27 protein-coding genes and 1 pseudogene are annotated in these 23,263 nt (G+C 68.7%); 17 read left to right on the top strand and 11 right to left on the bottom strand.

Annotated elements, in window-relative coordinates; genetic code table 11:
- Positions 1 to 29: 29 nt before the first annotated feature.
- The 5 genes from L3078_RS03435 to L3078_RS03415 all read right to left on the bottom strand — a co-directional run bounded on the left by L3078_RS03435 (position 30) and on the right by L3078_RS03415 (position 4,247).
- Positions 30 to 221, bottom strand: a complete 192-nt coding sequence (locus tag L3078_RS03435) for a hypothetical protein (protein ID WP_239750594.1) — start codon at positions 219 to 221, stop codon at positions 30 to 32.
- Complete coding sequence (locus tag L3078_RS03430) at positions 218 to 1,858, bottom strand: hypothetical protein (protein WP_239750593.1); 1,641 nt, start codon at positions 1,856 to 1,858, stop codon at positions 218 to 220. The genes L3078_RS03435 and L3078_RS03430 overlap by 4 nt, the downstream gene beginning before the upstream one ends.
- Positions 1,855 to 2,499 (bottom strand): WhiB family transcriptional regulator, encoded by a 645-nt coding sequence (locus tag L3078_RS03425; protein ID WP_239750592.1) that lies wholly within the window; start codon positions 2,497 to 2,499, stop codon positions 1,855 to 1,857. Before L3078_RS03425 ends, L3078_RS03430 begins: the two co-directional genes overlap by 4 nt.
- A gap of 159 nt (positions 2,500 to 2,658) precedes the next feature.
- On the bottom strand, positions 2,659 to 3,357 hold the full coding sequence (locus L3078_RS03420) for a zinc finger domain-containing protein (protein ID WP_239750591.1): 699 nt from the start codon (positions 3,355 to 3,357) through the stop codon (positions 2,659 to 2,661).
- A gap of 2 nt (positions 3,358 to 3,359) precedes the next feature.
- Positions 3,360 to 4,247, bottom strand: coding sequence for a helix-turn-helix domain-containing protein (locus L3078_RS03415; RefSeq protein ID WP_239750590.1), 888 nt, complete (start codon positions 4,245 to 4,247; stop codon positions 3,360 to 3,362).
- Between the two features lie 881 nt (positions 4,248 to 5,128).
- Between L3078_RS03415 and L3078_RS03410 the strand changes: the two genes are divergently transcribed.
- The 4 genes from L3078_RS03410 to L3078_RS03395 all read left to right on the top strand — a co-directional run bounded on the left by L3078_RS03410 (position 5,129) and on the right by L3078_RS03395 (position 8,731).
- A complete protein-coding gene (locus L3078_RS03410; RefSeq protein WP_045563629.1) occupies positions 5,129 to 5,566 on the top strand; it encodes a helix-turn-helix domain-containing protein in 438 nt (145 codons plus the stop codon).
- A gap of 131 nt (positions 5,567 to 5,697) precedes the next feature.
- Positions 5,698 to 6,126 carry a secondary metabolite protein gene (locus tag L3078_RS03405; protein ID WP_239750589.1) on the top strand — a complete coding sequence of 143 codons (429 nt, stop codon included), beginning with the start codon at positions 5,698 to 5,700 and terminating at the stop codon, positions 6,124 to 6,126.
- Positions 6,123 to 7,319: an MAB_1171c family putative transporter gene (locus L3078_RS03400; RefSeq protein WP_239750587.1), complete on the top strand. Its 1,197-nt coding sequence runs from the start codon at positions 6,123 to 6,125 to the stop codon at positions 7,317 to 7,319. Before L3078_RS03405 ends, L3078_RS03400 begins: the two co-directional genes overlap by 4 nt.
- On the top strand, positions 7,316 to 8,731 hold the full coding sequence (locus L3078_RS03395; RefSeq protein WP_239750585.1) for an amidase family protein: 1,416 nt from the start codon (positions 7,316 to 7,318) through the stop codon (positions 8,729 to 8,731). Before L3078_RS03400 ends, L3078_RS03395 begins: the two co-directional genes overlap by 4 nt.
- A gap of 262 nt (positions 8,732 to 8,993) precedes the next feature.
- Here L3078_RS03395 and L3078_RS03390 read toward each other — a convergent pair whose 3' ends face one another.
- Both L3078_RS03390 and L3078_RS03385 read right to left on the bottom strand, forming a co-directional pair.
- Positions 8,994 to 9,533 (bottom strand): GNAT family N-acetyltransferase, encoded by a 540-nt coding sequence (locus L3078_RS03390; protein ID WP_420864033.1) that lies wholly within the window; start codon positions 9,531 to 9,533, stop codon positions 8,994 to 8,996.
- Positions 9,518 to 10,816 (bottom strand): NsdA family TPR-like regulatory protein, encoded by a 1,299-nt coding sequence (locus L3078_RS03385; RefSeq protein ID WP_239750583.1) that lies wholly within the window; start codon positions 10,814 to 10,816, stop codon positions 9,518 to 9,520. Before L3078_RS03385 ends, L3078_RS03390 begins: the two co-directional genes overlap by 16 nt.
- Before the next feature lie 269 nt (positions 10,817 to 11,085).
- Between L3078_RS03385 and L3078_RS03380 the strand changes: the two genes are divergently transcribed.
- The 6 genes from L3078_RS03380 (at position 11,086) to L3078_RS03355 (ending at position 15,345) form a co-directional block, all read left to right on the top strand.
- On the top strand, positions 11,086 to 11,424 hold the full coding sequence (locus L3078_RS03380) for a hypothetical protein (RefSeq protein WP_239750582.1): 339 nt from the start codon (positions 11,086 to 11,088) through the stop codon (positions 11,422 to 11,424).
- Positions 11,421 to 11,642 (top strand): hypothetical protein, encoded by a 222-nt coding sequence (locus L3078_RS03375; protein WP_239750581.1) that lies wholly within the window; start codon positions 11,421 to 11,423, stop codon positions 11,640 to 11,642. The genes L3078_RS03380 and L3078_RS03375 overlap by 4 nt, the downstream gene beginning before the upstream one ends.
- Positions 11,643 to 11,782: 140 nt before the next feature.
- Positions 11,783 to 12,187: a DUF6415 family natural product biosynthesis protein gene (locus tag L3078_RS03370; RefSeq protein WP_239750580.1), complete on the top strand. Its 405-nt coding sequence runs from the start codon at positions 11,783 to 11,785 to the stop codon at positions 12,185 to 12,187.
- Positions 12,188 to 12,255: 68 nt separating this feature from the next.
- Complete coding sequence (locus L3078_RS03365) at positions 12,256 to 12,924, top strand: hypothetical protein (RefSeq protein ID WP_239750576.1); 669 nt, start codon at positions 12,256 to 12,258, stop codon at positions 12,922 to 12,924.
- 397 nt (positions 12,925 to 13,321) lie between these two features.
- Positions 13,322 to 14,185 carry a radical SAM protein gene (locus L3078_RS03360; RefSeq protein WP_239750574.1) on the top strand — a complete coding sequence of 288 codons (864 nt, stop codon included), beginning with the start codon at positions 13,322 to 13,324 and terminating at the stop codon, positions 14,183 to 14,185.
- Positions 14,186 to 14,205: 20 nt separating this feature from the next.
- Positions 14,206 to 15,345: a protein-L-isoaspartate O-methyltransferase family protein gene (locus L3078_RS03355; RefSeq protein ID WP_239750573.1), complete on the top strand. Its 1,140-nt coding sequence runs from the start codon at positions 14,206 to 14,208 to the stop codon at positions 15,343 to 15,345.
- Between the two features lie 580 nt (positions 15,346 to 15,925).
- On the opposite strand, the gene L3078_RS03350 is transcribed toward L3078_RS03355, so the two are convergent.
- The 3 genes from L3078_RS03350 to L3078_RS03340 form a co-directional block, all read right to left on the bottom strand.
- On the bottom strand, positions 15,926 to 16,882 hold the full coding sequence (locus L3078_RS03350) for a hypothetical protein (RefSeq protein ID WP_239750572.1): 957 nt from the start codon (positions 16,880 to 16,882) through the stop codon (positions 15,926 to 15,928).
- 202 nt (positions 16,883 to 17,084) lie between these two features.
- Positions 17,085 to 17,291 carry an SIR2 family protein gene (locus L3078_RS03345; protein WP_239750571.1) on the bottom strand — a complete coding sequence of 69 codons (207 nt, stop codon included), beginning with the start codon at positions 17,289 to 17,291 and terminating at the stop codon, positions 17,085 to 17,087.
- Positions 17,288 to 17,752: a hypothetical protein gene (locus L3078_RS03340; RefSeq protein ID WP_239750570.1), complete on the bottom strand. Its 465-nt coding sequence runs from the start codon at positions 17,750 to 17,752 to the stop codon at positions 17,288 to 17,290. Before L3078_RS03340 ends, L3078_RS03345 begins: the two co-directional genes overlap by 4 nt.
- A gap of 439 nt (positions 17,753 to 18,191) precedes the next feature.
- Between L3078_RS03340 and L3078_RS03335 the strand changes: the two are divergent.
- From L3078_RS03335 to L3078_RS44875, 4 genes and pseudogenes are all read left to right on the top strand, one after another.
- A pseudogene (locus L3078_RS03335) lies at positions 18,192 to 18,473 on the top strand (hypothetical protein); the annotation flags it as partial.
- Between the two features lie 103 nt (positions 18,474 to 18,576).
- The gene (locus L3078_RS03325) at positions 18,577 to 18,858 is read left to right on the top strand and encodes a hypothetical protein (protein ID WP_239760745.1); all 282 of its coding nucleotides are present in this window, start codon (positions 18,577 to 18,579) and stop codon (positions 18,856 to 18,858) included.
- 130 nt (positions 18,859 to 18,988) lie between these two features.
- A complete protein-coding gene (locus tag L3078_RS03320; protein WP_239750569.1) occupies positions 18,989 to 19,516 on the top strand; it encodes a WhiB family transcriptional regulator in 528 nt (175 codons plus the stop codon).
- Positions 19,513 to 19,725 (top strand): helix-turn-helix domain-containing protein, encoded by a 213-nt coding sequence (locus tag L3078_RS44875; protein WP_420864032.1) that lies wholly within the window; start codon positions 19,513 to 19,515, stop codon positions 19,723 to 19,725. The genes L3078_RS03320 and L3078_RS44875 overlap by 4 nt, the downstream gene beginning before the upstream one ends.
- A 33-nt stretch (positions 19,726 to 19,758) precedes the next feature.
- Here L3078_RS44875 and L3078_RS03315 read toward each other — a convergent pair whose 3' ends face one another.
- Positions 19,759 to 20,904, bottom strand: a complete 1,146-nt coding sequence (locus L3078_RS03315; RefSeq protein WP_239750567.1) for a tyrosine-type recombinase/integrase — start codon at positions 20,902 to 20,904, stop codon at positions 19,759 to 19,761.
- Positions 20,905 to 21,377: 473 nt separating this feature from the next.
- Between L3078_RS03315 and L3078_RS44510 the strand changes: the two genes are divergently transcribed.
- The 3 genes from L3078_RS44510 to L3078_RS03305 all read left to right on the top strand — a co-directional run bounded on the left by L3078_RS44510 (position 21,378) and on the right by L3078_RS03305 (position 23,161).
- Positions 21,378 to 21,503 carry a hypothetical protein gene (locus L3078_RS44510; RefSeq protein ID WP_275593118.1) on the top strand — a complete coding sequence of 42 codons (126 nt, stop codon included), beginning with the start codon at positions 21,378 to 21,380 and terminating at the stop codon, positions 21,501 to 21,503.
- 39 nt (positions 21,504 to 21,542) lie between these two features.
- A complete protein-coding gene (locus tag L3078_RS03310) occupies positions 21,543 to 22,238 on the top strand; it encodes a response regulator (RefSeq protein WP_239750564.1) in 696 nt (231 codons plus the stop codon).
- Positions 22,239 to 22,375: 137 nt separating this feature from the next.
- Positions 22,376 to 23,161: a class I SAM-dependent methyltransferase gene (locus L3078_RS03305; RefSeq protein ID WP_239750563.1), complete on the top strand. Its 786-nt coding sequence runs from the start codon at positions 22,376 to 22,378 to the stop codon at positions 23,159 to 23,161.
- Positions 23,162 to 23,263 lie beyond the last annotated feature (102 nt).

The raw sequence follows: 23,263 nt of genomic DNA, 5'->3' as shown, positions 1-23,263 counted from the left end.
GTGGGAGTGATGAGCTGGGGCATGCCGGTTCAGCCGCATTCGGGGCAGCGCCCGACGTGGGTGCTGAGCACCCGGGCCATTCGCTGCTTCGTCGCGGCAGCCTGCTTTGCGCTGGACTTCGCCGCTGGCCTGCCCTCGTGCCGCTGGGAGTGGGCGACCATGAAGCCGATCTCCCGCTCGTACTCCGCGCGGACGGTGTCGAATTGGTGGCAGGTCTTCATCGGCTGGTGCTCCTTGTGTTCGTGGTGTCGTCGTGCCGCAGTTCTTGGAGGACGAGGCTCAGCCGGTCGTTTCGGCCGCCCGTCAGGCCTTCGCGGCGGAGGATCTCCCGCAGCTGGACCCGGGTGACGGCTGCGTTGCCGTCCCGGGCGAGCAGGGCGGGGACGTGGGGGCGGACCTGTTGGACGAGCTGGTCCACCGACTGTTCTGGCTCGCGTGCCGAGCGCCGTGGCTGCGCTGTGCGGGACCGGCCGCGCTTCCCCTTGTTCTTGGCCCTGGACTTCCTGGGGACCGTTCGCTGGAGGGGGACCTGGTGTCCCCGGTCTCCGGTGGTGTCGGTCCCGGTGTTGGTGTCGGTCGGTCCCTGGTCTCCGGTGGTGTCGGTCCCGGTGTTGGTGTCGGTCGGTCCCCGGTCTCCGGTGGTGTCGGTCCCCGTGTCGGTGTCCGTCGGTCCCCGATGCGACTCGGGGCCCTGAGCAGGCACTTCTCGCATCAGACGCTCGGTCCCCACTCCCCGGATGTCCCCCTCCTCAGCATCCGGATCGGCGGGACCGGTCCCCGGGACCGCAGCTGCTTGGGGGGCCTCGGTCCCCACCCTGGTCCCCGAGTTCTCGCCTTCGGTCCCCGCGCTGACCGGTGCTTTGCCGCCCGCGTTTTCGGGGACCGGTCCCCTCGAAGCGTTCGGTCCCCGGTCCCCGTCCAACTCGTCGGGGCCGTGGGGACCGACTGCGGGGACCGGCTCCTTCAAGGCTGACGGGGACGGGATCGTGGCTGGTGTGGTGCTGCTGTGCACCGGGGACCAGGGCGAGGGCAGCGGGACCGTGGCGAGGCCGAGTGCGTGACGACGGGCGGCCAGCTCGTCGAGGAGTCGCGCGCGTTGGAGAGGGTCGGTGCCGACCGAGGCCATGGCGACGGCCTTCGACAGGCGCCGTGTGAGGCGTCGGCCGCGTCGGTTCCGCTGCTGCTCGGGTGTCCGCTCGGCCAGGCGGGCGGCGAGGGCGACCGCGCGGGTGGTGGCCCGGTCCCGGGTGATCTGCGCGGCGTCGCGGTCTCGTGTGGCGATGCCTAGGCGGGACAGGAGACGCTCGCGTGCCTCTCGGCCCAGGACGGCCATCAGACCGCGCGAGGTGGCGTCCGGGGCGCGCAGGCGCAGCTCGATCCCCATCGCCAGGTGCCACAGCATCGCCGCCATGACCGGTCCGACGAAGGCCCTGACCGTGCCGCCGATCGGGCCGCTCTCGGCATAGGCGGGGATCACCTGGACCCCGGTGATCACCCAGACCAGCGTGCCCGGCAGACCGGGAGCACCCTGGGTGGCCAGGTTCTGGCGGGCCATCAGCGCGGTCGCGAAGAGCGCCAGTTCAGCGGCGGCGAACATGGCGGCGCGCTCGACCGTGCCGGCCATGTCGAGGTAGTCGGCGGCGAACCGCCAGCTCGTGTCCGCGCTGTAGGCGGTGCAACCGAGGGCGGCAAGGGCGGCGACCTTGACCGCCGGAGCGCCGAGACGTTTCTGCGACTGCGGTTTCCGGCGTCGGACCGTCCAGGCGACCACCACCAGCATCAGGGCGACGGGCACTCCGGCGGTGAGAAGGAGAGGGAGCTCTGGAGCGGAGCCGAGGGCCAGGACGGGGTGGGTCATGCGGCCTTTCCGAGAGGGGAGGGCACCGGTGCCGGCGCCGACGGGCGGGCTGCCGACGGCTGGGTGCCGGGGGCGGCGGGCGCGAGGGTGGCTGCAGTCGGGGTGGTCTTCTTCTTCCGCTTCTTCTTGGGGCGCGGCACGCCGTAGGTGCGGTCGCGGTCGAAGACCTTGTTGGCGGCCTGCCGCAGCAGGTCACGAGCGTGGTTGTGGCTGATCTGCAGGGCCGTGGCGAGCCGGTCGGGCCGCCAGCCGCGTACGTAGGCGTGGTCGATGACGACTTTCCGTTCCGCCTCGGTCAGGTGCACGTCGCGTCCCTGGAAGAAGGCCGTCACACGCTGATAGTCGAGGCGTTTGTGTAGCCCGTCGTGCCAGGGACGTCGCTCGGCTTCGGTGAGGCCGCCCCAGATGCCCTCCTTGAGGACGTTCTCCAGGGCGTAGTTCAGGCAGTCACGGCGCACCGGGCACCAGCCGCACAGCTCCTTCGCCTCCGCGATGTCCTCGTGGTCCCGGGGACCGGGGAAGAACACGGCGTCGGCGTCCTCGACATCCATGCCGTGGCACGCTCCGCGGGTGTGCCAGTTGGTGTCTGAGATGCCGCGCAGGCCGGTGGCCGGTGCGTCGTGGGTGGTGATGTGGCGCAAGGGATTCTCCGATGTGCTGCCGTGTCGGGCGGCGGGGCGGGACGCGGCGGCGCAGCGTCGGGTGCCTGCTGCGGCATGGGGGCGGGCACCGCGGCCGGGGCGGGACGATGGGGTTGGGTGGCTGTGCATGGGGCGGGATGCATGCGCCGGATACGCCGGTCAGGCCATGGCGGTCTGCTGGGCTTGCTGGGCGGTGGCGCGGTCGAGGCGGCCGGGATGCGGGGTGGAGCGTGGTGCGGTTGAGAGCACTCCGTCGTCGGGGCCGATCCGGCGTCGGCGACACGGCTCACCGGGCTGGGCCTTGCACCACTCGCACCCGACGTTCAGCGCGTCCGGCTGCCCCAGCGCCACGGCCCTTTCGCGGGCTGCTCGGGCGGGCCGGTAGGGCGCGAGGGCGGCTCGTGCGGCGGGCGGTATGCAGGAGCCGATTTCCCGCAGACGTGCCTCCAGCCTCTGGTCGATCCCGTCGCGCCCCCTGGTGATCGCCCGAGCCTGCGAAGGTTGTGCGGTGCCGACGGCGACGGCCCGGCGGGTGCCGACCAGCTCGGCGGTCCAGGCGGCCTGGTCGTCCGGATCGGCGGTCGGCGTCGGGTCGGAGTGCCGGGCCAGACGATCCCGCCGATAGCTCTCCCAGGGACGGACGATGTCTGCGGGCAGGATCTGATACGGCGAGATGCGGATGTGCTGGCGGGCGGCGACGCGGGCGTCCCAGCCGTGCGGGGTGGCCATCGGAACGTCGCCGAGCAGCTCGTGCCACTGGGCCAGCTGGTCGCGGGCTTCGCCCTGGTCGGTGCGGATGGCGCGCGGGTCGAGTCGGCCGATGTAGGCCAGTAGGGCGGCGATTTCGCGGCGGTCCACGGTCAGCCCTCCGTTCCGGTCGGCTCTTCCAAGGCGGCGAGAAGGGCGGCGGTGTGCGCCTCGACCCGCGTCATGCCGCCCGCTGTGGCTGGGCTCTTACCGGGGGCTGTGTGGGGGTTCGGGCGGTGTGGGGCGTGCTCTCGGGCGACCCAGGAGCGCCAGTCGGCAGTCCAGGCATCCACTGTCCTCGGTTCGAAGTCGGCCCGGTGGGCACGCCACTTCGCGTCGGCCGCCTGCAGGCCCTGCCCGCCGAGGCGGTCGAGGTGCCCTTCCTGGCGAAGCCAAGTGTGGGTGGCGGGGTCGACCTGCCACTCGGCAGCCGAGAGGACGGCGGTACCACCACTGCTGTACCTACGGTTCAAATCCGGTTCACTACGGTTCTGTATGCCGGTTTCCGGTACATCGCTATGCCGGTTTCCGGCACGTCGGGGTGCTGGTTTCCGTCGCGGCCTGCCGGTTTCCGGTACTGCCGGTTTCCGGGCCCTTGAGGGAGATTCCGGTACCTCGCGTGGGCGGATCCCGCATCGCCGCAAGGCCGAGACCTTGATTGCAGGAGTGGCCTCGTACTCTTCCGCCGGCCCCTGGGCGCCGTCCACGTTTTCTACGGTCTGCGCCGCTGCCTCGGCGGCGAGAGGGAGGCGGTAAACGGTGCTGCGCTGCGGGCCGGTGAGGTCGTCGAGCTGTTCCAGCTCACCGGAGCGGACCAGCCGGTCGATGGCCGCACGCACTGTGGAGACGGAGGCGCGCGTGCGCTTTGCCAGGCTGGAGAGCGAGGCCCAGGAGACGCACTGCTCGTCGGCCACCCGATCGGCGATCGACAGCAGGACCAGACGCGCGGTCCCCCTGCTGGAGCTGTGCTCCCACACCCATTCGCGAGCTTCCCTGCTCATCGGCCGCTCCCTGTGAGCGGGCGGAGCCAGTGGTCCGCGAGGGCTCGGATGGTGTGCTCCGACTGGGAGCGCTGATGCGCCGAGGCGGAGGTGGCTGCCGCGCAGGCCAGGCTAAAGGGCCCTTTGCGCAGGGCAGGAGGCATGCGATACTCCCCTTTGCAGTGTTGCCACGCTGGCGCGCCCCTGGAAGGACTCAGCGTGGTGATGATGGGCAGTCGCCGCCCTTGCCGGGGCGGCTACGCCGCTTAGCGTTCGGCGTCCGCGAGTTCCCGCTCGCGGGCGCCGTCGCTGTTACAGGACCTTCTCGGTCCGTTCAGTACTTGCTCCTTGCGTCTGTCGTCGCGGGCGGGGTGCCCGAGCGACGACGAACATACGCACGCCCCCGCGTCAAGATCCAGAGTTGGTTCTCAAACTCTGTACTGGTTGCAGACCGTGACGTGACCACTGAATCCCGTGATCGCCGCCTGGTGCGGAGCTGTAGCCACCGAAGCCCTCGAACTGCCGTTGCCGCAGCTGCTCGTAATGCTTGGAATCTGGCAGCATCCGCGTCCTGACTGGAAGCGCGAAGTGACATCGAGTGCGGCAGATTCCGAATCTCAAGTAATCCTCGAAACTGCTCGAACTTGAGCTTTATCAGAGCTTTCGCACGCGGCGTGACTCGTCTGTGAAAGGACGGTGAAGTCTGCCGCGGCTGTGTCTCTCGTCACTCTATTGAACTTATTGCGCATGTGAATACGTGTCCCATGGGAACGAGCTTTCAATACGAACAGGAGGATGCCGACGGTGGAGAACTTTTCATACCGGGGGAGCCCCAGTCAACACCAGTCAACGATGGCGTACGGTGGTGGTGTCGCAAGGGTCGGATATAGGGGAAGTTGATCATGAGTGACATCACGGGGCGATCGTCCGGAGATGAAGGGGTCGTGTTCCGCGAACGGCTGAACTGGCTGTTCGAGCACGTCCACCCACCCCGGCGGGGGGTCTACAGCAACAAAGAAGTGGCCGCGCGGATCGCGGGCTTCGGAGGCTCGCTCTCCGACTCGTACATCTCGCTGCTGCGCACCGGGAAGCGCGCCAACCCGTCCCCGGAGACCAAGGCGTGGCTGGCCAGGGCATTTGGATTCCCGCCCGTCTTCTTCGATGACGACGACGTCGCGACCGAAGCAATCCGTCAGTTTGCTGCAGTCAAGTCAAAGCAGGCAGGCATCGAGCACGTCTTCTATCGGATGATCGGTCTTTCCGAAGACGGTTTTGCCCAAGTGCTCAAGGAAGTTGACAGGGTGAGAGAACTCGAAGGGCTCCCTCCAGAGCCAGAGTGACACCCTGTCAAATGGACTCAGAAGAACGAGAAACAGAGAGAAGCATGTGGTCGTCTCCTCGCCAACAACCGAGCCTCTTGGCGGATTTGAAACTCCCTCAGGTCGCAAGCGTCCGTGACCTCCGGCACGAAGTGACTCGCCGGACAGGGCGCACGGTGCACATCGAGGCGGCGGAAACCGTTCCAGGCCGGCGCTGCGGCGTCACGTACGTCACCCGGAGCGCCTTCCACATCTTCTTCGACCCGCGGACCAGCCGCGCCCACCAGGACCACGTCATCGGCCACGAGCTGGCCCACCTGTTTCTCGGCCACCACGAACGCGGCCCGTCGCCCGAGGTGGAAGCGAAGGACATCGCGCCGCTGCTCGACCCGGACATGGTCGAGATGATGCTCGGGCGCAGCAGCTACGAGGAGACCGAGGAGCACGACGCCGAACTCCTCGCCTCTTACCTCTCCGGCCGCGTCATCGAACACCGTCTGCGCACCGCGTCTCCGACGGGTGACGACATACAGGAGCGGGTGGCCCATACCCTTCTCAGCCGCAGAGGGGCCGACCGGTGAAGGACCTCCTGCATCCGATCAGCCTGACCATGGCGCTGGTCGGCCTCGCCTTCCTGCTCAGAGACCTCCCCGCCCGGCGCAGGGACACCGCATGGGCGGCGCTGACTGCCGTCTACCTGCTCTCGGCGCTGAGCTTCCTGTTCTCGATCAGCTCCATGTGGCGGGCCATCGATGACACTCTCGGCACGCGGAACCTCGCTGTGCCGCTGGCCCAGAGCTGCGTGGTGGCACTACTGGCCTGCCAGCAGGTCGTCCTCAGCCACTGGGGTTCGTCCGCCGACCGGGCACGTCGAATGTCGCGGTACTGGCTCGGCGCCGGCCTCGCCGTCATCAGCGGGTTGTTCGTCCTCTTCTTCCTGCTGACGCCCGCCGTTCAGCGGCCGACGGACTTCACCCTCTACTACGCGCACGACAACATCTACGCGACCTACTTGACCCTCTACATCAGCGCCTACACCTTCGCCGAGCTCTACCTCGCCGTGGCGTGCTGGCGCCTGGCTGGCCGCAGCCCCCGAACGGCCGTCTGTATCGGCCTGCGCATCGTCTCCATCGGCGCGGCTGTCACTCTCGGCTACAGCGCCGTCCGCATCGGGAACGTGATCGCCGCCGCCCTCGGAACCTCACTGGCCGGCTGGGAGGACTTCGCCTGGATCTGCGGCGACATCGGCACCATCCTCACCCTCGTCGGCTGGCTCGTCCCCACCATCACCGCCCAAGTGCAGCGCACTGCCTACGGGATCGGCCTGCGACGGGCACACCGCCAGTTGTATCCGCTGTGGGTCGCTTTCCACCGAGCCGTACCCGAAATCGCCCTCACCCCCAACGACAGGGCTGCTGGCGACCGTCTGCCCTCGCAGGGGATCTCCTTCCAGGTCTACCGCCGCGTGGTGGAGATCCGTGACGGGCAGACAGCCGTCCGTCCCTACCTTGACCACGACGTGCGCACAGCCAGCGAACGACGACACCGGGCTGCCGGGCTTACGGGTAACGAACTCCATGCGGCGACGAGCGCTGACCAGATCCGCGCCGCTCTGACCGCCCACACCCAAGGCACGCAACCGGCTCAATTGACCGACTTCGCTGACAAGAACATGAAGTCTTCCCACCCCATCGAGGACCTCACCGTCCTGACCGCCGTCGCCCGGCACTACGCCCGGCGCGAGCGGTCCGCCCCCGAGGACATCATCCGGTGACCACCGACTACACAGCCCTCCCGGCCCACGCCCAGCTCGCTGCTCTGAACCGGCGCCGCATCTCCAGCCGCGAACTGCTGGAGCTCCACCACCAGCGGATCCAGGCCAGCGCCATCAACGCCGTCGTCACCCTGGACATCGACGCGGCCCGCCAGGCAGCCGACGCCTCGGACGACCGCCGTGCACGGGGTCAGTCCACCGGCAACATCGACGGACTTCCGCTCACCATCAAGGACTCCTTCGAAACGGCCGGACTGCGCACCACGTGCGGGGCCGAAGAACTGCGCCACCACACCCCCACGCACGACGCCGACGCGGTCGCACGGCTCCGGCATGCCGGAGCCGTGATCATGGGCAAGACCAACGTCCCCGCCCACTGCCAGGACCTCCACACCGACAACACGCTCTTCGGAGCCACCCGCAACCCGCACGATCCCACCCGCACCCCCGGCGGCTCCTCCGGTGGAGCTGCGGCAGCCGTCGCGGCCGCACTGACCCCCCTCGAGCTGGGAAGCGACCTCGCCGGCTCGCTGCGCCTTCCCGCCCACTACTGCGGCACCTACGCCCTGCGCCCGACGCAGGGACTCGTCCCCGCCCGAGGGCACATTCCCCGCCCACCTGGCTGGCTGACCACGAGCGACATGCTCACCCCAGGCCCGCTGGCCCGCCACCCCCGCGACCTGGCCCTCATGCTCACCGCCCTCACCAGACCGGTCCCGGACGAGCGCACACCGTGGCGCCTGAACCTGCCTGCACCACCCCAAGACCTGGACGACTTCCGCATCGCCATCTGGCCGAACGACCCCGCCTGCCCCGTCGACGACGCCACTGCCGAAACCCTTGAACAACTCACCCGTCGACTGACCGCCACCGGGACACGCGTCACCCGCACTGCTGGCCCCGTCGATTTCACGGCGTCGTCGACGCTCTTCGAGCAACTTCTCTACGCCAACGCCTCGCTCGCTGGCACCGACGTCGATTTCACGGCGGACCAGACCAGCGCACATCACCTAGCCGACGATGACACCTCCCCCCGAGCCACCTTTCTGCGCCACCGCACCCAGGCCCACCGCTCCTGGCTGAATGCGAACGAAGAACGCGCCCGCCAACGCGCCGCGTGGACGGCGTTCTTCGAGCACCACGACGTGCTCCTCACCCCCGCCGCGCCTACCCCCGCGATCCCCAATGGCAGCCGCACCCTTTACGTCGACGGGAACGAGCGCAGTTTCTTCGACCAGACCGGCTGGACCAACCTCATCAGCCACGTCGGCCTGCCCGCCGCCATCGCTCCCGTCGGCACGGACGGCCACGGGAAGCCCATCGCCGTCCAGATCATCGGCGCACCGTACGCCGACCGCACGGTGCTCGCCATGGCGGAACACCTGGCAACCATCACCGTGTACACGGAATGAGGAGCGGGCGGCTGGGGCCAGGAGCGAGGGTGTCTGGATGGCTGACGCGAGGAGTCTCTTGATACCGCCGGTACAACGCCCCGGCCCTCGGGCAGGCGTTGCTCGATGAGGCAGCCCCGGTTGGCTCAGTTTCCGCCCGAAGAGGATGCATGGCCTTCTGCATCGAAGGAAAGCGAGCCGACTCAGCCCGACGCTGGAAGCGCCGACATGGCTACGGCCCGCCCCGGCAGGGGAGCGGGCCGCTGTGGTGCTCTGGGGTATCTCAGGCGGGGCGCAGTTCGCGGAGCATGACGGCGAAGTTCGGGGAGTCCGGGAAGGGCTGGCGGTTGCCGATCTTTCGATAGGCCCATGCCTCGTAGAGAGCTTGCACCTTGGGGTGGTCGGGGTCGACGAGGAGGACAGCCAGGGCTTCCGGTCGGCCCTCGAGCAGGGCCGCGTGGAGCTGCTCGGCCGTGCCGGTCTTCCGCCACTTGGGGCGCACCATCAGCTCGGACACGGAGAAGGTGGAGGCGTCTGCTGGCGGCGTGTCCAGGTGTTCGCGCCACCACTCGCGGTCGGGGGTGGCCGGGGCGCCGTAAGCGAAGCCGACGGGTTCGCCGGCGTCGTAGCCGATGACGCACGCGAAGCCGGGGTGCCCGCCCCAGTGGTCGACGAACCAGGGGAACCGCTGGTTGAACTCGTCTTCCATCTCGTCCGCGTACGCGTCCGCGTGCACATCGAGCAGGGTCTGCCTGATGTGCGGTAGGTCGTCGTGCCCGTAGCGGCGGAGTTCGACGGTGGACGTGGTCAAGGGGTGCTCCATTCGGTCCGGTAGCGGTCGATCCACTCGTGCGCGAGGTGCGCGGAGGGGGCGAGGGTGATCAGGTCGCGCTGGAAGTCCCCGAGGGCCTGACGCATCCGGCCAGGAATGGGGGCACCCGCCATGATGTCGAATACCTGGCCGCCGGTGGTGACGGCCTGCTCGACGTCGCCTTGACGGAGTTGGGCTACGGCGAGGTGGACGGTGGCGTTGGCGCGGTTGCGGCGGTAGGTCTTGGGCAGGGCGGACAGTGCCCGATGGGAGGCGGCCTCCGCTTCGGCGGGGCGGCCGACGACGTTGTGCACGATGGCAGTGATCGAGTGCAGCTCTGCGGGTCCGTAGAAGGACATCCAGGTCGGCAGCGGGGCCGACAGGTCTGCCTTGGCCATGGCGTCCTCGGCCCGGCCGAGGGAGCGCAGGGCCGCGCGGTGCTCCTTGGCGTGCGCGAGACCGATAGAGGCCCGGGCATGGGCGAGGGAGGCGTGCATGGGGCTGCGGCGGACGGCGGTCGTCGCCTGAGCGGCCTGCGCGGCACCGACCGCTTCGGCGTAGTCACCGCGCTGCCGGGCGAGCATGGCCCGAAGGTTCCACACCTGCATGGTCATGTCCGGGTCCTGGGCCATGCCGGCGAGGGTGAGCGCGCGGTCGAGGTGACGGCCGGCGTTGTCGAGCTGCCCAGCGTCGATCATGGACCATGCGGCGGTTGCGGTGAAGTCTGAGGCGAGGGCGAAGAGGCGTCGCTGCACGCGCTGCGTTGTGGACTGTTTCTGGAGCCCGAGGGCTTCGGAGGCTCCGGCCAGAGCGGCCCGTTCGAGGGCGGTGTGTCCGCCGCGTACCGCGTCCAGTTCGACGAGGTTCTCCACGTTGTCCCGGAGCCGGATCACGTCGGAGGTGCCGACGCGGGACGGGCGGGAGCCTGCACTGGCGAAGGGTATGGCGACGCCGGCGGCGGTGCCGGTGGCCGCCCCGACGAAACGGCGGCGGTGCACTGAAGGGTCCTCCGGGTGAGCTGCTGGGGGCGGTGAGACGGTCTTGTCTTTCCCCCGAGGCACGAACCCCAGGGCCGTGATGGTGACGCCGGTGACGATCTCCAGTGCGGTGCGCTGGAGCGTCTGCGGCCATCGGTTCTCGCCGGACAGCCACCGCCACACGGTGCGTTCCGACGTGGCCCCGGGCTTGCTGGTGAGCTTGAGAATGGCCTCATTGACGGCGTCTGCCAGCTCTGCGGCCGACATCTCGTGAGCCTTGAGCCAGGCGGCCAAGGGGTCGTTTCGGGTCTCCGCCATGCCTTCACGGTAGAAGGTCGGGACCAGCCCCCTGGGTAAAGGGCGAGTCAATTCGTCAGTCAGGGCAGGCGTAGCTCGGCCAACTTCGTCATACACGACGCATGGTGACGATGGGTTAGCTGTTGTGTACGGCCCCGCTCAACTTCCCATTCCCACAAGGGGAACGAGCGGGCACCGAGACGACGAAGAGGCCCACCATGATCCAAGCAGGCACCCCGAAAGAGAGAACCGCACCCGTCGGTCCGGACACGAAAGCGGCAGTTCTGTACGTGTGCGTTGAGCGGGGAACGTACGTCCCCGGCCTGGCCGCCAAGAGAGCGGAAGAGGAGGGCCGCGCCCTGGCGGAGGAGCGCGGCCTGCGGGTAGCGGAGGTCATCAGCGACCCGTTCGGGGAGCCCGACCCGCAGTGCCGCGAGGGCTGGATGCGCGTGCGGGAGCTGGCGGAGACCGCCGCGGTCGCAGTGGTGATCGTCCGGTGGCCCTCGGCCATCGCCCCCGACGCCGCACACGACCTGCGGCAGCGCGAGGTCCAGTGGCTCCAGGACCACGGCGTACAGGTGCGGTACTCCTGGGAGCCGTTGCGGACGAGCGGCGGTGAGGGCAGGTGAAGACCACCGACCTCCAGCATCGTGATCACCCCTGGCTCGGCCGGATGGTCGAGGACACCGCGACCGGCCGCCGGGGACGTCTGCGAGCCGTCGCCCCGGACGGCGAGGAGCCAACGCCCGTGGCCTGGCTGCTGCCGGAGGGCGGGGGCAGAGAGTGGACGACCCCCCTGAGCAGGCTCGCCAATCCGGAGCCGATCACGCCGGACAGCTCTCCGTGAGGGAGCGGTGAACGGCGTGCTCGCCGCCACCCCATAGACCGCGTCGGCCGCGTGTGGTCCTCCCCAGGGCGCGCGGCCGACGCCCCCTGCCAACTGCGAGAGACACATGCCCGAACTCCCCATCCCCCCAGAGGTTCCCGATGGTCGCAGCAACCGCCGACGCTGACATCGTCGCCTCGCTACCCAACCTTCGATGGCGCAATGATCACGAGACCCTCGCAGCAGCCCACGCCGCCCTCCTCCGCTCCCTGGCCGGTGAGTTCATCGATCAGCAGATGTTCGAGGACTTGGAGGCCGTGCTCGGCGAGCACGCCAACCCCACCCCGCGCCAAGCAGCCGCCATCGCACGGCGGTTCGAGGAAGCGACCGCGAAACTGGTCCAGTACGTGCCGCACCTCGTGACGCCGTACCCCGTCGATGAGGTCACCTGCCTGGTCATCCTGAGCGCCGAGCATCCCCGCCCGGAGTACGTCGACGGCCACCTCCGCCGCTTCGCCCTGGCCGTGCTCACGCTCATCGACCTGATGGGAGATGCCCTCTCGTGACACGCCCTCCCCCTCGGCTCACTCAGTCAGCCCTTCCACTCCCACTACCCGGTCACCGCGAGAGAGACATGCCCGAACAGCTTACGTACAAAGGCCTGCCCGTCCCTGAGATCGCCGCGTGGACCGGCGAGCGCCTGCCGCAGCCGCGCATCGTGCAGGCATCCGACGGCATCGCCTTCGAGGACGCGATCGGCGTCAACGGAAACGCCCAGGGCCGTGACAAGGCCGGAGCATTGTGGAAGCGGTGGGCGTTGCGGCGGGGCGTGGGGGAGGCCCTGTTCGATGTCGTGCACGCTCCCCGGCAGAAGCGCGCGATGCGGCTGTTCCTGTGCCAGGTGTGCAACCGTCCTTCGGACGTGAACGCGCAGGGCCGGCTCTGGTTGCTGGAGGACTACCGGGGCGTGGAGGGCTGGCCCGAGCGCGAGGTCACGACGCATCCGCCGCTGTGCCGCGCGCACGCCTCTGTAGCCGCGCGCCTGTGCCCGCACCTTCGCGACAACGTCGTGGCCGTCCGTGCCAGAACGGCCGTCGTAGATGGCGTGTACGGCAGTCTCTACAGGCGCGGGCCGGGGCCTCTGCCCGTCCTGGCCGCGAAGAAGACGGTGGTGTTCAAGGGCGACTGGCGTATGAGGTGGATGGTCGGCACTCAACTGGCGGCCACCCTCACGGACGTCACGGTCGTCGACCTGGACGAGCTGCAAGCGGGCTCGACCACGCGAGAGGCGGCGAGCGCGTGATGGCGCCGAACTATTTGCCCGTCGTGGTCCGGCGGTACGGGGGCGTAGCTCCCCTCATGATCGGACACCTGTCGTTCGACCTCACCGTTCTGGCCAACTGGATGGCCCCGGCCGCCCTGTCGCGCCTGTGGGCCGGGTCCCTCGCCGTCGCGGAGGTCGCCGGCACTGCTCAGCTGCGGACTCCACGAAGGAGAGGTGCAGCAGACCGGCCGTCGGCAGGAGGCTGACCCGGCCCGGCCGAAGACTCTGCCCGGTGCCCGGGTGCCGTCCGGCCCCGGCCATCGGGCAGGCAAGAACCCCGGGGCGAGGGGGAGACCCCCGCTGTGATCTCTCACGGCACATATCCCGCTCCTCGCACCGGGCCCACTGGAAGTCTCTACCTACGAAGGAGACGCACATGACGCTCGCACCCGAGGCTCCCGCACGAGCGACGGTTCCGGAATTCCTCGAGTTGGAGCTCACCCAGCGCTGCCAGCTCACCTGCCCCTCGCTGTGCTACGCCAAGGCCGGCCCCACCGAGGGGCACGGCGAGATGACCGGCGACGACTGGAAGCGGCTCATCAGCGATGCGGCAGCCATCGGCGTAAAGAAAGTACAGTTCATCGGCGGTGAGCCGACGATGCACCCCGACTTCGAGGCCCTCGTGCACCGCGCCCTGGCCGAAGGCCTCGGCGTCCAGGTCTACAGCAACCTGTACCGGGTGAAGCACGAGCACTGGGAGCTGTTCCAGCACCCGAAGGTGTCCCTGGCCACCTCGTACTACAGCGACGTGGCGGAGGAGCACGAGCGGGTGACCGCCCGGAGGGGCTCACACGCGGCGACCCGCGCGAACATCGTCCAGGCCGTGGAGCGCGGGATCCCCTTGCAGGTCGGCATCGTCGAGGTGTTCGAGGGGCAGCGCACCGCGGAGGCCCGCGAGGAGCTGCTTGGGCTCGGCGTGCGTAGGGTGAACACGGACCGCGTTCGCAGCGTCGGCCGGGGCGAGGTCCACATCCCGAGCGTCGACGACTTGTGCGGTGGCTGCGCGGATGGGCGGGCTGCGGTCATGACCGACGGCACAGTGACCCCCTGCGTGCTGGGCCGGTTCCTCCAGACGGGAAACGCGAAGACCGATGGACTCGCTGAGGTGTTCGGCGGGCAGCTATGGGCGGACACCGCGGCGAGCATCCCGCGACGGACCGCCTCGTCGGACTGTACGCCGGCCGACTCCAACGACTGCGACCCGGCGAACACCGAGGCCTGCGACCCGGCCTACGACTGAGGAAAGGAAGGCCGCAAGCCATGGAATGGCTACCGCATGCACAGCGCCTAGCCCGCGAGGTCGTACGGCCGGAATCGCGCTGGCACTCCGCCGTGGCCACAGTGCCGCGACACACATACGTCCCTCGGTGGTGGGAAGCGGACGGCGACGCCTGGATCCTGCGGGATGGCCAGAGCAACCCCGACGCCTGGCTGAAGAACGTCTACACGGACACGACACTGGTCACCCGCGTCGATACCTGTCACGCCGACGTCGCCGGCATCGAAGGCATCGGCATCATCAGCGACGGCACGCCCACGTCCTCCTCGACGCTGCCCAGCCTCGTCGTCCGGATGTACCGGCACGCGATGATCGCCGACGACAATCAGATCCTGGTCACCACGGGCACCGGCTACGGGACCGCTCTCGCCTGTGCTCGGCTCGGCAGCGACCACGTCACGAGCGTCGACGTCGATGAGTGGCTGGTGAACATCGCCCAGGACCGGCTGAGCCTGATGGGCGAGCGCCCGCGCGTCGAGGTCTGCGACATCACCGGCCCACTGCCCGGCGAGTACGACCGGATAGTGGCCACGGTGTCCGTACGGCGCGTGCCGGTGTCCTGGCTCCAGGCGCTCCGGCGAGGCGGACGGTTCGTGACGACGCTCGCCGGCACGGGCCTGATCCTCACCGCGGACAAGACCGAGGACGGCGGCGCCGTCGGGCGAATCGAGTGGGACCGGGCGGGATTCATGCCCACCCGGCACGGCGCCGACTACGAGCACCCAGCGGACGACGTCTGGAAGGGAGCGATGGAAGGGGAGGGCGAGGCGACCTCCACCAGCCGGTACCCACTGCTGTACCCCCCGGACGCCTGGGACGTCATGTCGATGCTCGCACTGAACCTCCCCGGCATCGACTACCGGCACACCCAGGACGGCGAAACCCGCACGGTGTGGCTGCTCCACCCCGACGGGTCATGGGCTCGCGCCACAGCATCCGGGTTCCTCGACTCGCCCACAGTCCATCAGAGCGGCCCGAGGCGCCTGTGGGACGAGCTGGAGCGGATCCGGCACCGGCTCAACCGCGAGGGCGCGTTGCCGGTCTACGGGGCGCAGGCCCGGGTCGACCCGGACGGCACCCTCACCCTCTCGCGCGGCGCGTGGTCGATGACCGTGAACTGACGGCCGCGTCCCGAAGGCGTCGCCCGGTCGTCCTGCCTGAGTTGTGACAGCCGACTGGGCCTTCAGCGTATGGCAGCGGCCCGGCCCCGGAGGGGAAGGAGGAGGCCGGGCCGCTGCTGGGGGATGGAAAGTGGTCTACGGGGGCGGGGCTATGCCGCCGGAGCCTACTCAGCGGTTTGCCGTACGCCGAGGATGCGCTGGAGGTCGGCGGTTACGACCCCATCCGACTCGACGTCAACCGTCCCACCGCTACCGCCGACAAGGCCAATGGCCCGGTGTCCTTACTTGAGATGGGCGTTTGAGAGAATCACCTCGGCTACCACGTAGCAGCCCATGCTGCTGGTGAGAACGGCTGCTTGCCGCAGCCTGGATCCCGACCGCGTCTCCGCGTTGGCCCGAACACGGTGCTCGCACGCCACCATGAGATCGCCACCGGATTTCGGCAGGATCCGACCGCCACAACGTTCTGAGAGCCGCAGCACCGGCGACGGCGCACGCTGGCCACAGCCGGTGCGGTCGACATCGGCGATTGCGCTGCCCCGGACGGTCCGGCGCGGTGACCGGGCGGAACCGAGGGGCGCTAGAAACCTCGGTGGTTTTGTGCTCGCCATTCGATGAGGCGGGTGTAAGCCGCCTTCGCCCGGTCAAGGTCGCCGCTGAACGCGCCTGCTTGCAGCAGGGGCCAGGCGGGGGTCAGCTCTTGCTCGATGGTCCTGGCTACGCCGCTGTCGTGACCCCAGTACTCACCTGTGAGGAATTCGCCGGGCCAGGGGTCGCGACGGTACTCATCGTCATCGTCCATGGCGATCATGGACGCGAGGAATTCAAAGCGGCTGCAGGCGGCCTTGTAGGCCGTGTCGTCCGGTTCGATGGGCCGGATTGGATCACGTACCTCCTGCCGCAGCAGGCGGCTCTGGGGGTACAGCCACTTCCTCCCGGGCTCGGGCGGGCACACTTCGCGCAGCTCGCCGGGCAGGACCCGCCAGGGGTGGAGATACACGGAGGGAGCCTGCGATTCCGTCTTGCCCGTGCGCGTGGTCCATTTCGGCCTGGCCATAAGGCCGGCCACGACCTCTTCCCGGCGGGCGACGACTGCGGCCACGCCCATGGTCCACGTCGCGAGGAGGGCCGGGTAGTGCCGTAGAGCCTCCAGGTTCGGGTTGAAGCCCCCGGAGAAGCTGCTGCGAATGCGGGTGAGGCGTTCAAGGGCGCGGAGCCACAAGGCGTCGTGAGTGCCGTCGTCGTGGTAGACCCCGTTGGCCAGGAGGTGGAGCAGGACGTCGCTGTCGGCGCGGTACATGCGGACGCTGTCGACATATGAGGTGTTGGCGAGCGGATAGTTGCTCGGGGTCGCTCGGTCGAGGATCTGCGTGGTGGTCTGGTCGATCATATCGGACAGCTCGATGCGACGGATGGGGTCGGGCAGGGCGCGCTTGAGGCGGGCCACGGCGATATCGCGAGTGACGGGTGCGGCAGCGAGGCGGTCGAGGGCTTCGAGACGCTGGAGGAGATCAGGGAAGAACTCGTCGGCGCTCATACGAGGGATGAGAGTGGCCTGGTGCTGGGCCGTGAGCTGGGCCGCAGTGTTGCCGAGGGCGCCGTAGTGGGACCAGAACAAGGGGTAGCGGCGGGAACGCGTGCCTTCGATCGCCTTGACCAGGGCGTGGTCCCAATCGGCGGACCAGCCGCACACGATCAGGCCGTAATCGTCCAGGACACGGTCGAGGAACTGCTGCTGCTCATCGGGGATATACGGACAGTTCGTCGACGGTGTTGCGTGAGTCCAGGTCCAGGTAGTCGCCGTGCAGTTTGATGACGGTGACGCGGCTGTGGACCAGCGGCGTGGCGGCCGTGAACTGGGCGGGCTGGTGGATGACCTGGGGAGAGATCCCGACGTCCTGCAGGGCGTGTTCTGTGAGCTTGTCGAAGTTTGTCGTAAGAATCACCCGAACGCTGCCGCGCAGCACCAGCTGCGCGATCGCCTTGTGTGCCGCGCCTGGCAGTCTGAGGCCTGCTTGCCGATCGTCGTCATCGGCTTCGAAGTACCGCGCAAGGAGATGGGAGCGGGAGCGAGCATACCCAGAAGGTCGGAGTAGCCCAGCTCACCGTCACAGTGCTCCCTCCACCATGCTTCGGGATCACGCGCAGCCCCATCGCTCGCAGACAGGTTGTCCGCGTCCTGCGCGGCGGCGGCGCGGCGGACGAGGTCTTGCACGATGCCCCAGCCGGTTTTGACGCCAGCGCCGGTCGAGACGCCGGAGCCGAGCAGTAGTGCGTAGACGCCAGGGCTGGCGTGCATGCTCGTGGCGAGCGCCACCTGCGGGGCAAGCGCGGTACCGGCCGGGGTGAGCAGGGGGCCTGCGTGAGAAACAGGGCTTGCAGTCGGTGAGGGGGCGGCAGCGGCCATGGCAGTTCTCCGTTCAGCACCATGAGACCCGACGAATGACCAACGCGGTGTCAGCAGTTGATCTCGTAGGACCACCTTAGCACGATTAATGTCATTGTGACGATAAAGGGTGAGGTGGGCGCCTGCCGCCCGAGAGAGGCCGTACCGCAGCGGCTGGCGATCAGGCGGGGAGGATTGCGAGAGGCCACGAACGCCACCTGCCGGAGATCACCCTCGCCGCCCTGCGCTGCCCCCGCTCCCACGACCCGAGTTCTCCCCACTTCGCGGCCAAGCGCGGCGCCGAACCTTCTATCACATCGGTGACCTCAAGCGCTGGGCACGCAACCCGCCCCACGCACCGAACTTGGCTGCCCCCGGCCCGCCCGGCGGCTGCCAACCGGTTCGCCAGGCGCGGCGCAGAAGTGGTAGCGAATGGTGCCGAAGTCAGTGACGATCCCATGAAGAATGCGTCGAGGCCGAGATTGCCCAGCTGGAAGCCAAGGCCCAGGCCCTGCTGGCCGACGCGGAGGCCACCGATGAAGCCGAGGACCACATCCTCGGCGTGGACGGCAAGGAGATGGACCTGCCCGCCGAGCTGGACCGGCGGGAGAAGCGCTTGGCGAAACTACAGGCCGCCCGCGCGCAGTTCGAGGCCGAGGCCGCCGACAGGGCTCGCAAGCATGCCGAGGACAAGGAACGTCGCCGTCAGCAGCGTACCGGCACCAGCGATGATCGCGGTGTCCGTCCTGGCCGTTGTCGAACTGCACGCCTCCACCTTCAACGTCGCGCTGATCGCCTTCGCTTCCAAACTCTCACCCTTGCTGCTGTCCCTCCACGCTGGCGTCTTGGCAGACCGCCGCCGCGAGCGTCCGGTGATCATCACCTGTGACCTGCCCTGCGCCCCCGTCTTCCTCACCCCCACCGCGCACCTCCTCGCCCGCATCCACGGGTTGCGCGAGTACGCCTGGGCCCAGGTCTCGCTGCCGGGCCGAGAGGCCGCCGACGGCTTCTCTACCACGCTGCACAGGCCGAGCAGGCTGCCCAGAGCGCCGGCGGCGAGCGCGGCTAACGGGCGCAGGCTGAAGGCGAGCCAGGCTCCGGTTGGGTACGCAGTGCTGCGCACGTGACGCTGGGGGCGGCAACATAGCCGACGATGCCCGGTTAGGGAAACCGGCACTTGTTCGGATGCTTTGTACATCTGGCGGGGCGCCTGCGGCCCTCAGATTCAGAGCACGCGTCGAACAGGAAGTACCAGAGATGGACGAAGAGCGCACCAGCTCCCGGGTCAGAGGAGACCAAACCTGGAGGGAACGTGCAGCATGCGCCGTGGCCGTCGAAGTAGCGAGGGACCCCGATCTCTTCTTCCCAGTCGGACTTGCTGATGAGCAACGCGTTGCCCTGGCGAAAGCGATCTGCTCGTCCTGCCAGGTCGTGACGACCTGCCTTGAAGCTGCGCTGGAGTGTGGCGATACGAACGGTATTCGAGGCGGTTTGACGGAGGACGAGCGTAGGGCCGCCAGGCACCGCTTTGAGCTCCGGTGCGAGCCAGCACGTGTCTCGGCGGCGCTCTCGGGAAGGGATGTGCATCTCAGCAGGGCAGAGCAGAAGGAGCTGATCCGGCGAGCTGCCAGCTCCGGAACGTCAGCTGCACGGGTGGCCAAAGTCCTCAAGGTGTCGGAGGCGCATGTGAAGAAGTTGCTCCGACTCGAGTTTCGAAGGGCCGCGCGCCTCCTCCCGGGCACGCTGAGCGCTGCAGAGGCCGCTGGTGAGAGGAACCCGGCGTGAGCGGACAGCCGGTCCGTGGTACGCGCGGCGGGGGTGCCGGCTGCCCATACCTGGGAGTCGATGAAGCCGCAACGTACCTCGGTATGAGTCGGCGTTGGATGTACCGGGAGTCCCGGCGCCATGGGTTGCCTCGGTACTACTTCGGCGGAAGCCTCAAGTTCAAGGTCACGGATCTGGACAACTGGGCACAGCAGCAGAAAGTCTCGTAAAGGGGGCCGGGAATTCTCCCGGCCCCCTTCGTTCTACAACCCCTCGTCCAGGAGCTTTGCAGCGCGTCCGATCGACGCTGGCATGAGGTGGCGATAGATCCGGAACGTCATGTTGATGCTCTTGTGACCCATCCATTCGGCGACGTCTGTGATGGGTATTCCTCTGGCCAAGCAGTTGGACGCGAAGAAGTGTCGCATGGAGTAAGGAGTGAGCTTCTTTGTGATGCCTGCCCGCTTCCTGGCAGCGCCCCACTGGTATTGGAGGGTCGTGTGCGCCCAGTGCGCTGATCGTTGGGTTCGGAGGAGGTATCCGTGCGGACTGACGCCGTGTTCTTCCTCGTAGCGGAGGAGGCAATCGCGGACAGTCGATGGCATAGGGGTCTCCCGGAACTCTCCGAGCTTGCGATGCTTGAGGCGTGCCCGCTGGCGTGTGTTTCCTTCGATCTGTTCTGTGATCCGGTAGACGTCGTCCGCGACCATCCGTTCCATATTGGCGGCGTAGGCTTCCCCGTTCCGGAGCCCACATCCGGACATGAGGTCGATGACGACGCGCAGCTCGTCAGTCGCGGCTGCCTTGAGAGCGTGGATCTCGTCCAGCGTCGGGATGGTGATTTTCCGAGGGATGTATTCGGGCGGAACGACCCCTTCGAATGGGTCCTCAGGCAGACCGCCACGGCGACGTGCGTCGAGGAGGACCTTCTTGAGGGTGTCGAATGCGTTCTGCTGTGCAGCCAGCCCGACGGAACGTTGCTCCATCGACATGATGAAGTCTTCGACCACCGTCGACGTGAACGTATTCATGCGTCGTGACTCCAGGACCGGCAGAATTTGGCTGTTGAGGACCTGGTTGACCGAGCGGACGCTGCCGGGTGCGTAATGGCGCTGCCTGGTAAGCCAGCTCAGGACGTACTGCCCGAAGCGCTGCTTCCCAATCTCCCGCTTGAGGTCGGCCTGGGCGCGTGGAGTACTTCGCTTCTCCCCGTACACCTCGGTCAGGCGGTCGAGTGCGGACTCTTGTGTCGCGTATCCTGTCTCCTCGCGCTGGCGGCCAGTGGCGTCGCGGTAGCGAATGGCGTAGGGGTGGGAGCAACGATTCTGCCGAACGCAGGCGCAGTTCTTGAAGCAACTGCCCATCCCGCGTATGAGCTGGGTCGCCAATGTGCACGTCTCCTGACTCATGCTGGGAGTTTGCTGACCAACGGCCCCACAGCATGGTCCTGACCTGCGGCCGCGCCAAACTACAAGACGTTGATCAGCATCTTCATGTGAGTCTCCCGGTGAGGTAGGCGGGCCTTCGACCCGCGTGCGGCCAGGTCGGAGCTTTCTCGATGATCCCTCAGATGTCCGCGGTCAGGGTGCGTGTCGTCGCCGGTGTGGTGGACCGAGCGTAGTGCTGGGCCAGTTGAGCGCGATACCTCGGGCACCGTCGGCCCGTCGGCCGGTCCCGCTGTCCGACGGGCCCGTACCCGCCGGGTGGCGGGGGTGGGCCGGACGCCCCGGTGGCGCCGTCTCCACCATTCGGCCAGGGCAGGGCGGTCCCGCCCCCCGGCTTCTGGCCGTTCGGCCGAGGCGGTGCTGTGCCCCGGGGCAGCAGATTGGACCGCCGGGCCCCGCGACGGCGCGCGGCCGACGAGGACGGCGAGGAGTCGGAGATGGCGAAGGCACCACGGCGCGAGGCGCGGACCAACCGGCACCTGGCGCGGGTCACGACGCTGGCCGTGGCCGCGCTGATCGGCACGCAGTGGCTCGCCTCGGCGGCGGGCCTCGGCGTCCACTGATCACCACGTACCGGCGCGTACCGGAGAAAGCGGGATGGCATGGCAGACAGCACGGTGACGCGGGTGGTCGTCGTCGACGACCAGGACATGGTGCGCTCGGGGTTCTCCGCGCTGCTGTCCGCGCAGAGCGACATAGACGTCGTGGGTGACGCGCCCGACGGCCGGACCGGCGTCGAGGTCTGCCGACGCACCCACCCCGACGTCGTGCTGATGGACATACGGATGCCCGAGATGGACGGGCTGGAGGCCACCCGGCAGCTGCTGAACCCGCCGCGCGGCGTGGTGCACCGGCCCAGGGTGCTCATGCTGACCACCTTCGACATCGACGACTACGTCTACGAGGCGCTGCACGCCGGCGCCAGCGGCTTCCTGCTCAAGGACGCGCCGGTGGCCGAACTCGTGCAGGCGGTACGGGTGATCGCCGCGGGTGACGCCCTCCTCGCGCCGTCCGTCACCCGTCGCCTCATCGAGGACGTGGCCCGCCGCCGCCCCGCCGAACCCCGGGCCGCCCGGCTCCGCCTGAACGGCCTCACGCCCCGCGAGACGGAGGTGCTGTCCCTGGTGGCGCAGGGTCTGTCGAACACCGAGATCGCGGCGCGGCTGGTGGTGGCCGAGCAGACCGTCAAGACGCACATGACCCGCCTGCTCGCCAAGCTCGGCGCCCGCGACCGGGCCCAACTCGTCGTCTTCGCCTACGAGTCGGGGCTCGTCGTACCCGGGGCCTCGCCCGCCTGACCGACCGCCCGACCGGCCGCGTGTCGTACCCGGGGGTGATCCGAGGATTGGCACCCGGGTGTGATGTGCGGCCCGCCGCCCACGCTCCAGCATCACCGCGTCCCGATCACGGAAACGGTTTCGCAGGAGCGTGAGGCATGCACCAGCCCGGCCACGACAGGAACGTCGGCCACCACCCGCACGAAGGCCGGCCCGTCGGCGGGCCCGCGCGAGGGCCCCTCGACGGTCGGCCCCTCGACCTCGACCACATCAGCCGCCTCTACCGCACCTTCGCCGAGGACCTCGACCGCGCCCGCGAACGCCAGCGCGCCCTGCTCGCGCCGCCCACCTCGATGAAGGCCCAACTCGACGACATCGAGGCGGAGATCACGTATCTCCTCCTGCGTGAGGCCCGGCCGGAGACGGTGGTGGAGATCGGCACCTTCCACGGCTGGTCCACCACCTGGATCCTGCGCGCGCTGCGCGACAACGGCACCGGCCACCTGTACTCGTACGACATCGTCGACCACGTCGTACGGGAGGTCCCCGACAGCCTCTCCACCGGCCGCTGGACGTTCACCCAGGGGGACGCCCGGGAGAACCTGGAGAAGATCCCCGCCTCCACCGCCGACTTCCTGTTCATCGACGCGGCGCACTCCGCGAGCTTCGCCCGCTGGTACCTCCGTGAGCTGTTCCCGCAGCTGCGACCGGGCATACCGGTGTGCGTCCACGACGTGTTCCACGGCCGCCGCGCGCTGCCGTTCACGGAGGGGGCGGTGGTGCTGCGCTGGCTCGCGGAACGAGAGAACGTCCCCTTCACCGCGTCCCGAGCGCACGCTCCCGAGATCCACGACCGGCTGAACGACATCAAGAGGTCCCTCGCGCTCGGTCACCCCGTCCGGGAGAGCGACGACAACCCGATGATCTTCTTCACGCTGCGCTGAGGAGGTCCGGCCGGCACCCCCCTACCGGGGTGCTACGCCGAGGTTGGCTCCCCGGTGTGACGCCCGCCGACCACCCCGCTTCCTACCTTCCGCCCACCACGC

The sequence above is a fragment of the Streptomyces deccanensis genome (assembly GCF_022385335.1).
Lineage (GTDB): Bacteria > Actinomycetota > Actinomycetes > Streptomycetales > Streptomycetaceae > Streptomyces > Streptomyces deccanensis.
The sequence above is the reverse complement of the archived record's forward strand: the minus strand, read 5'-3'. Positions and strand labels throughout refer to the sequence as shown.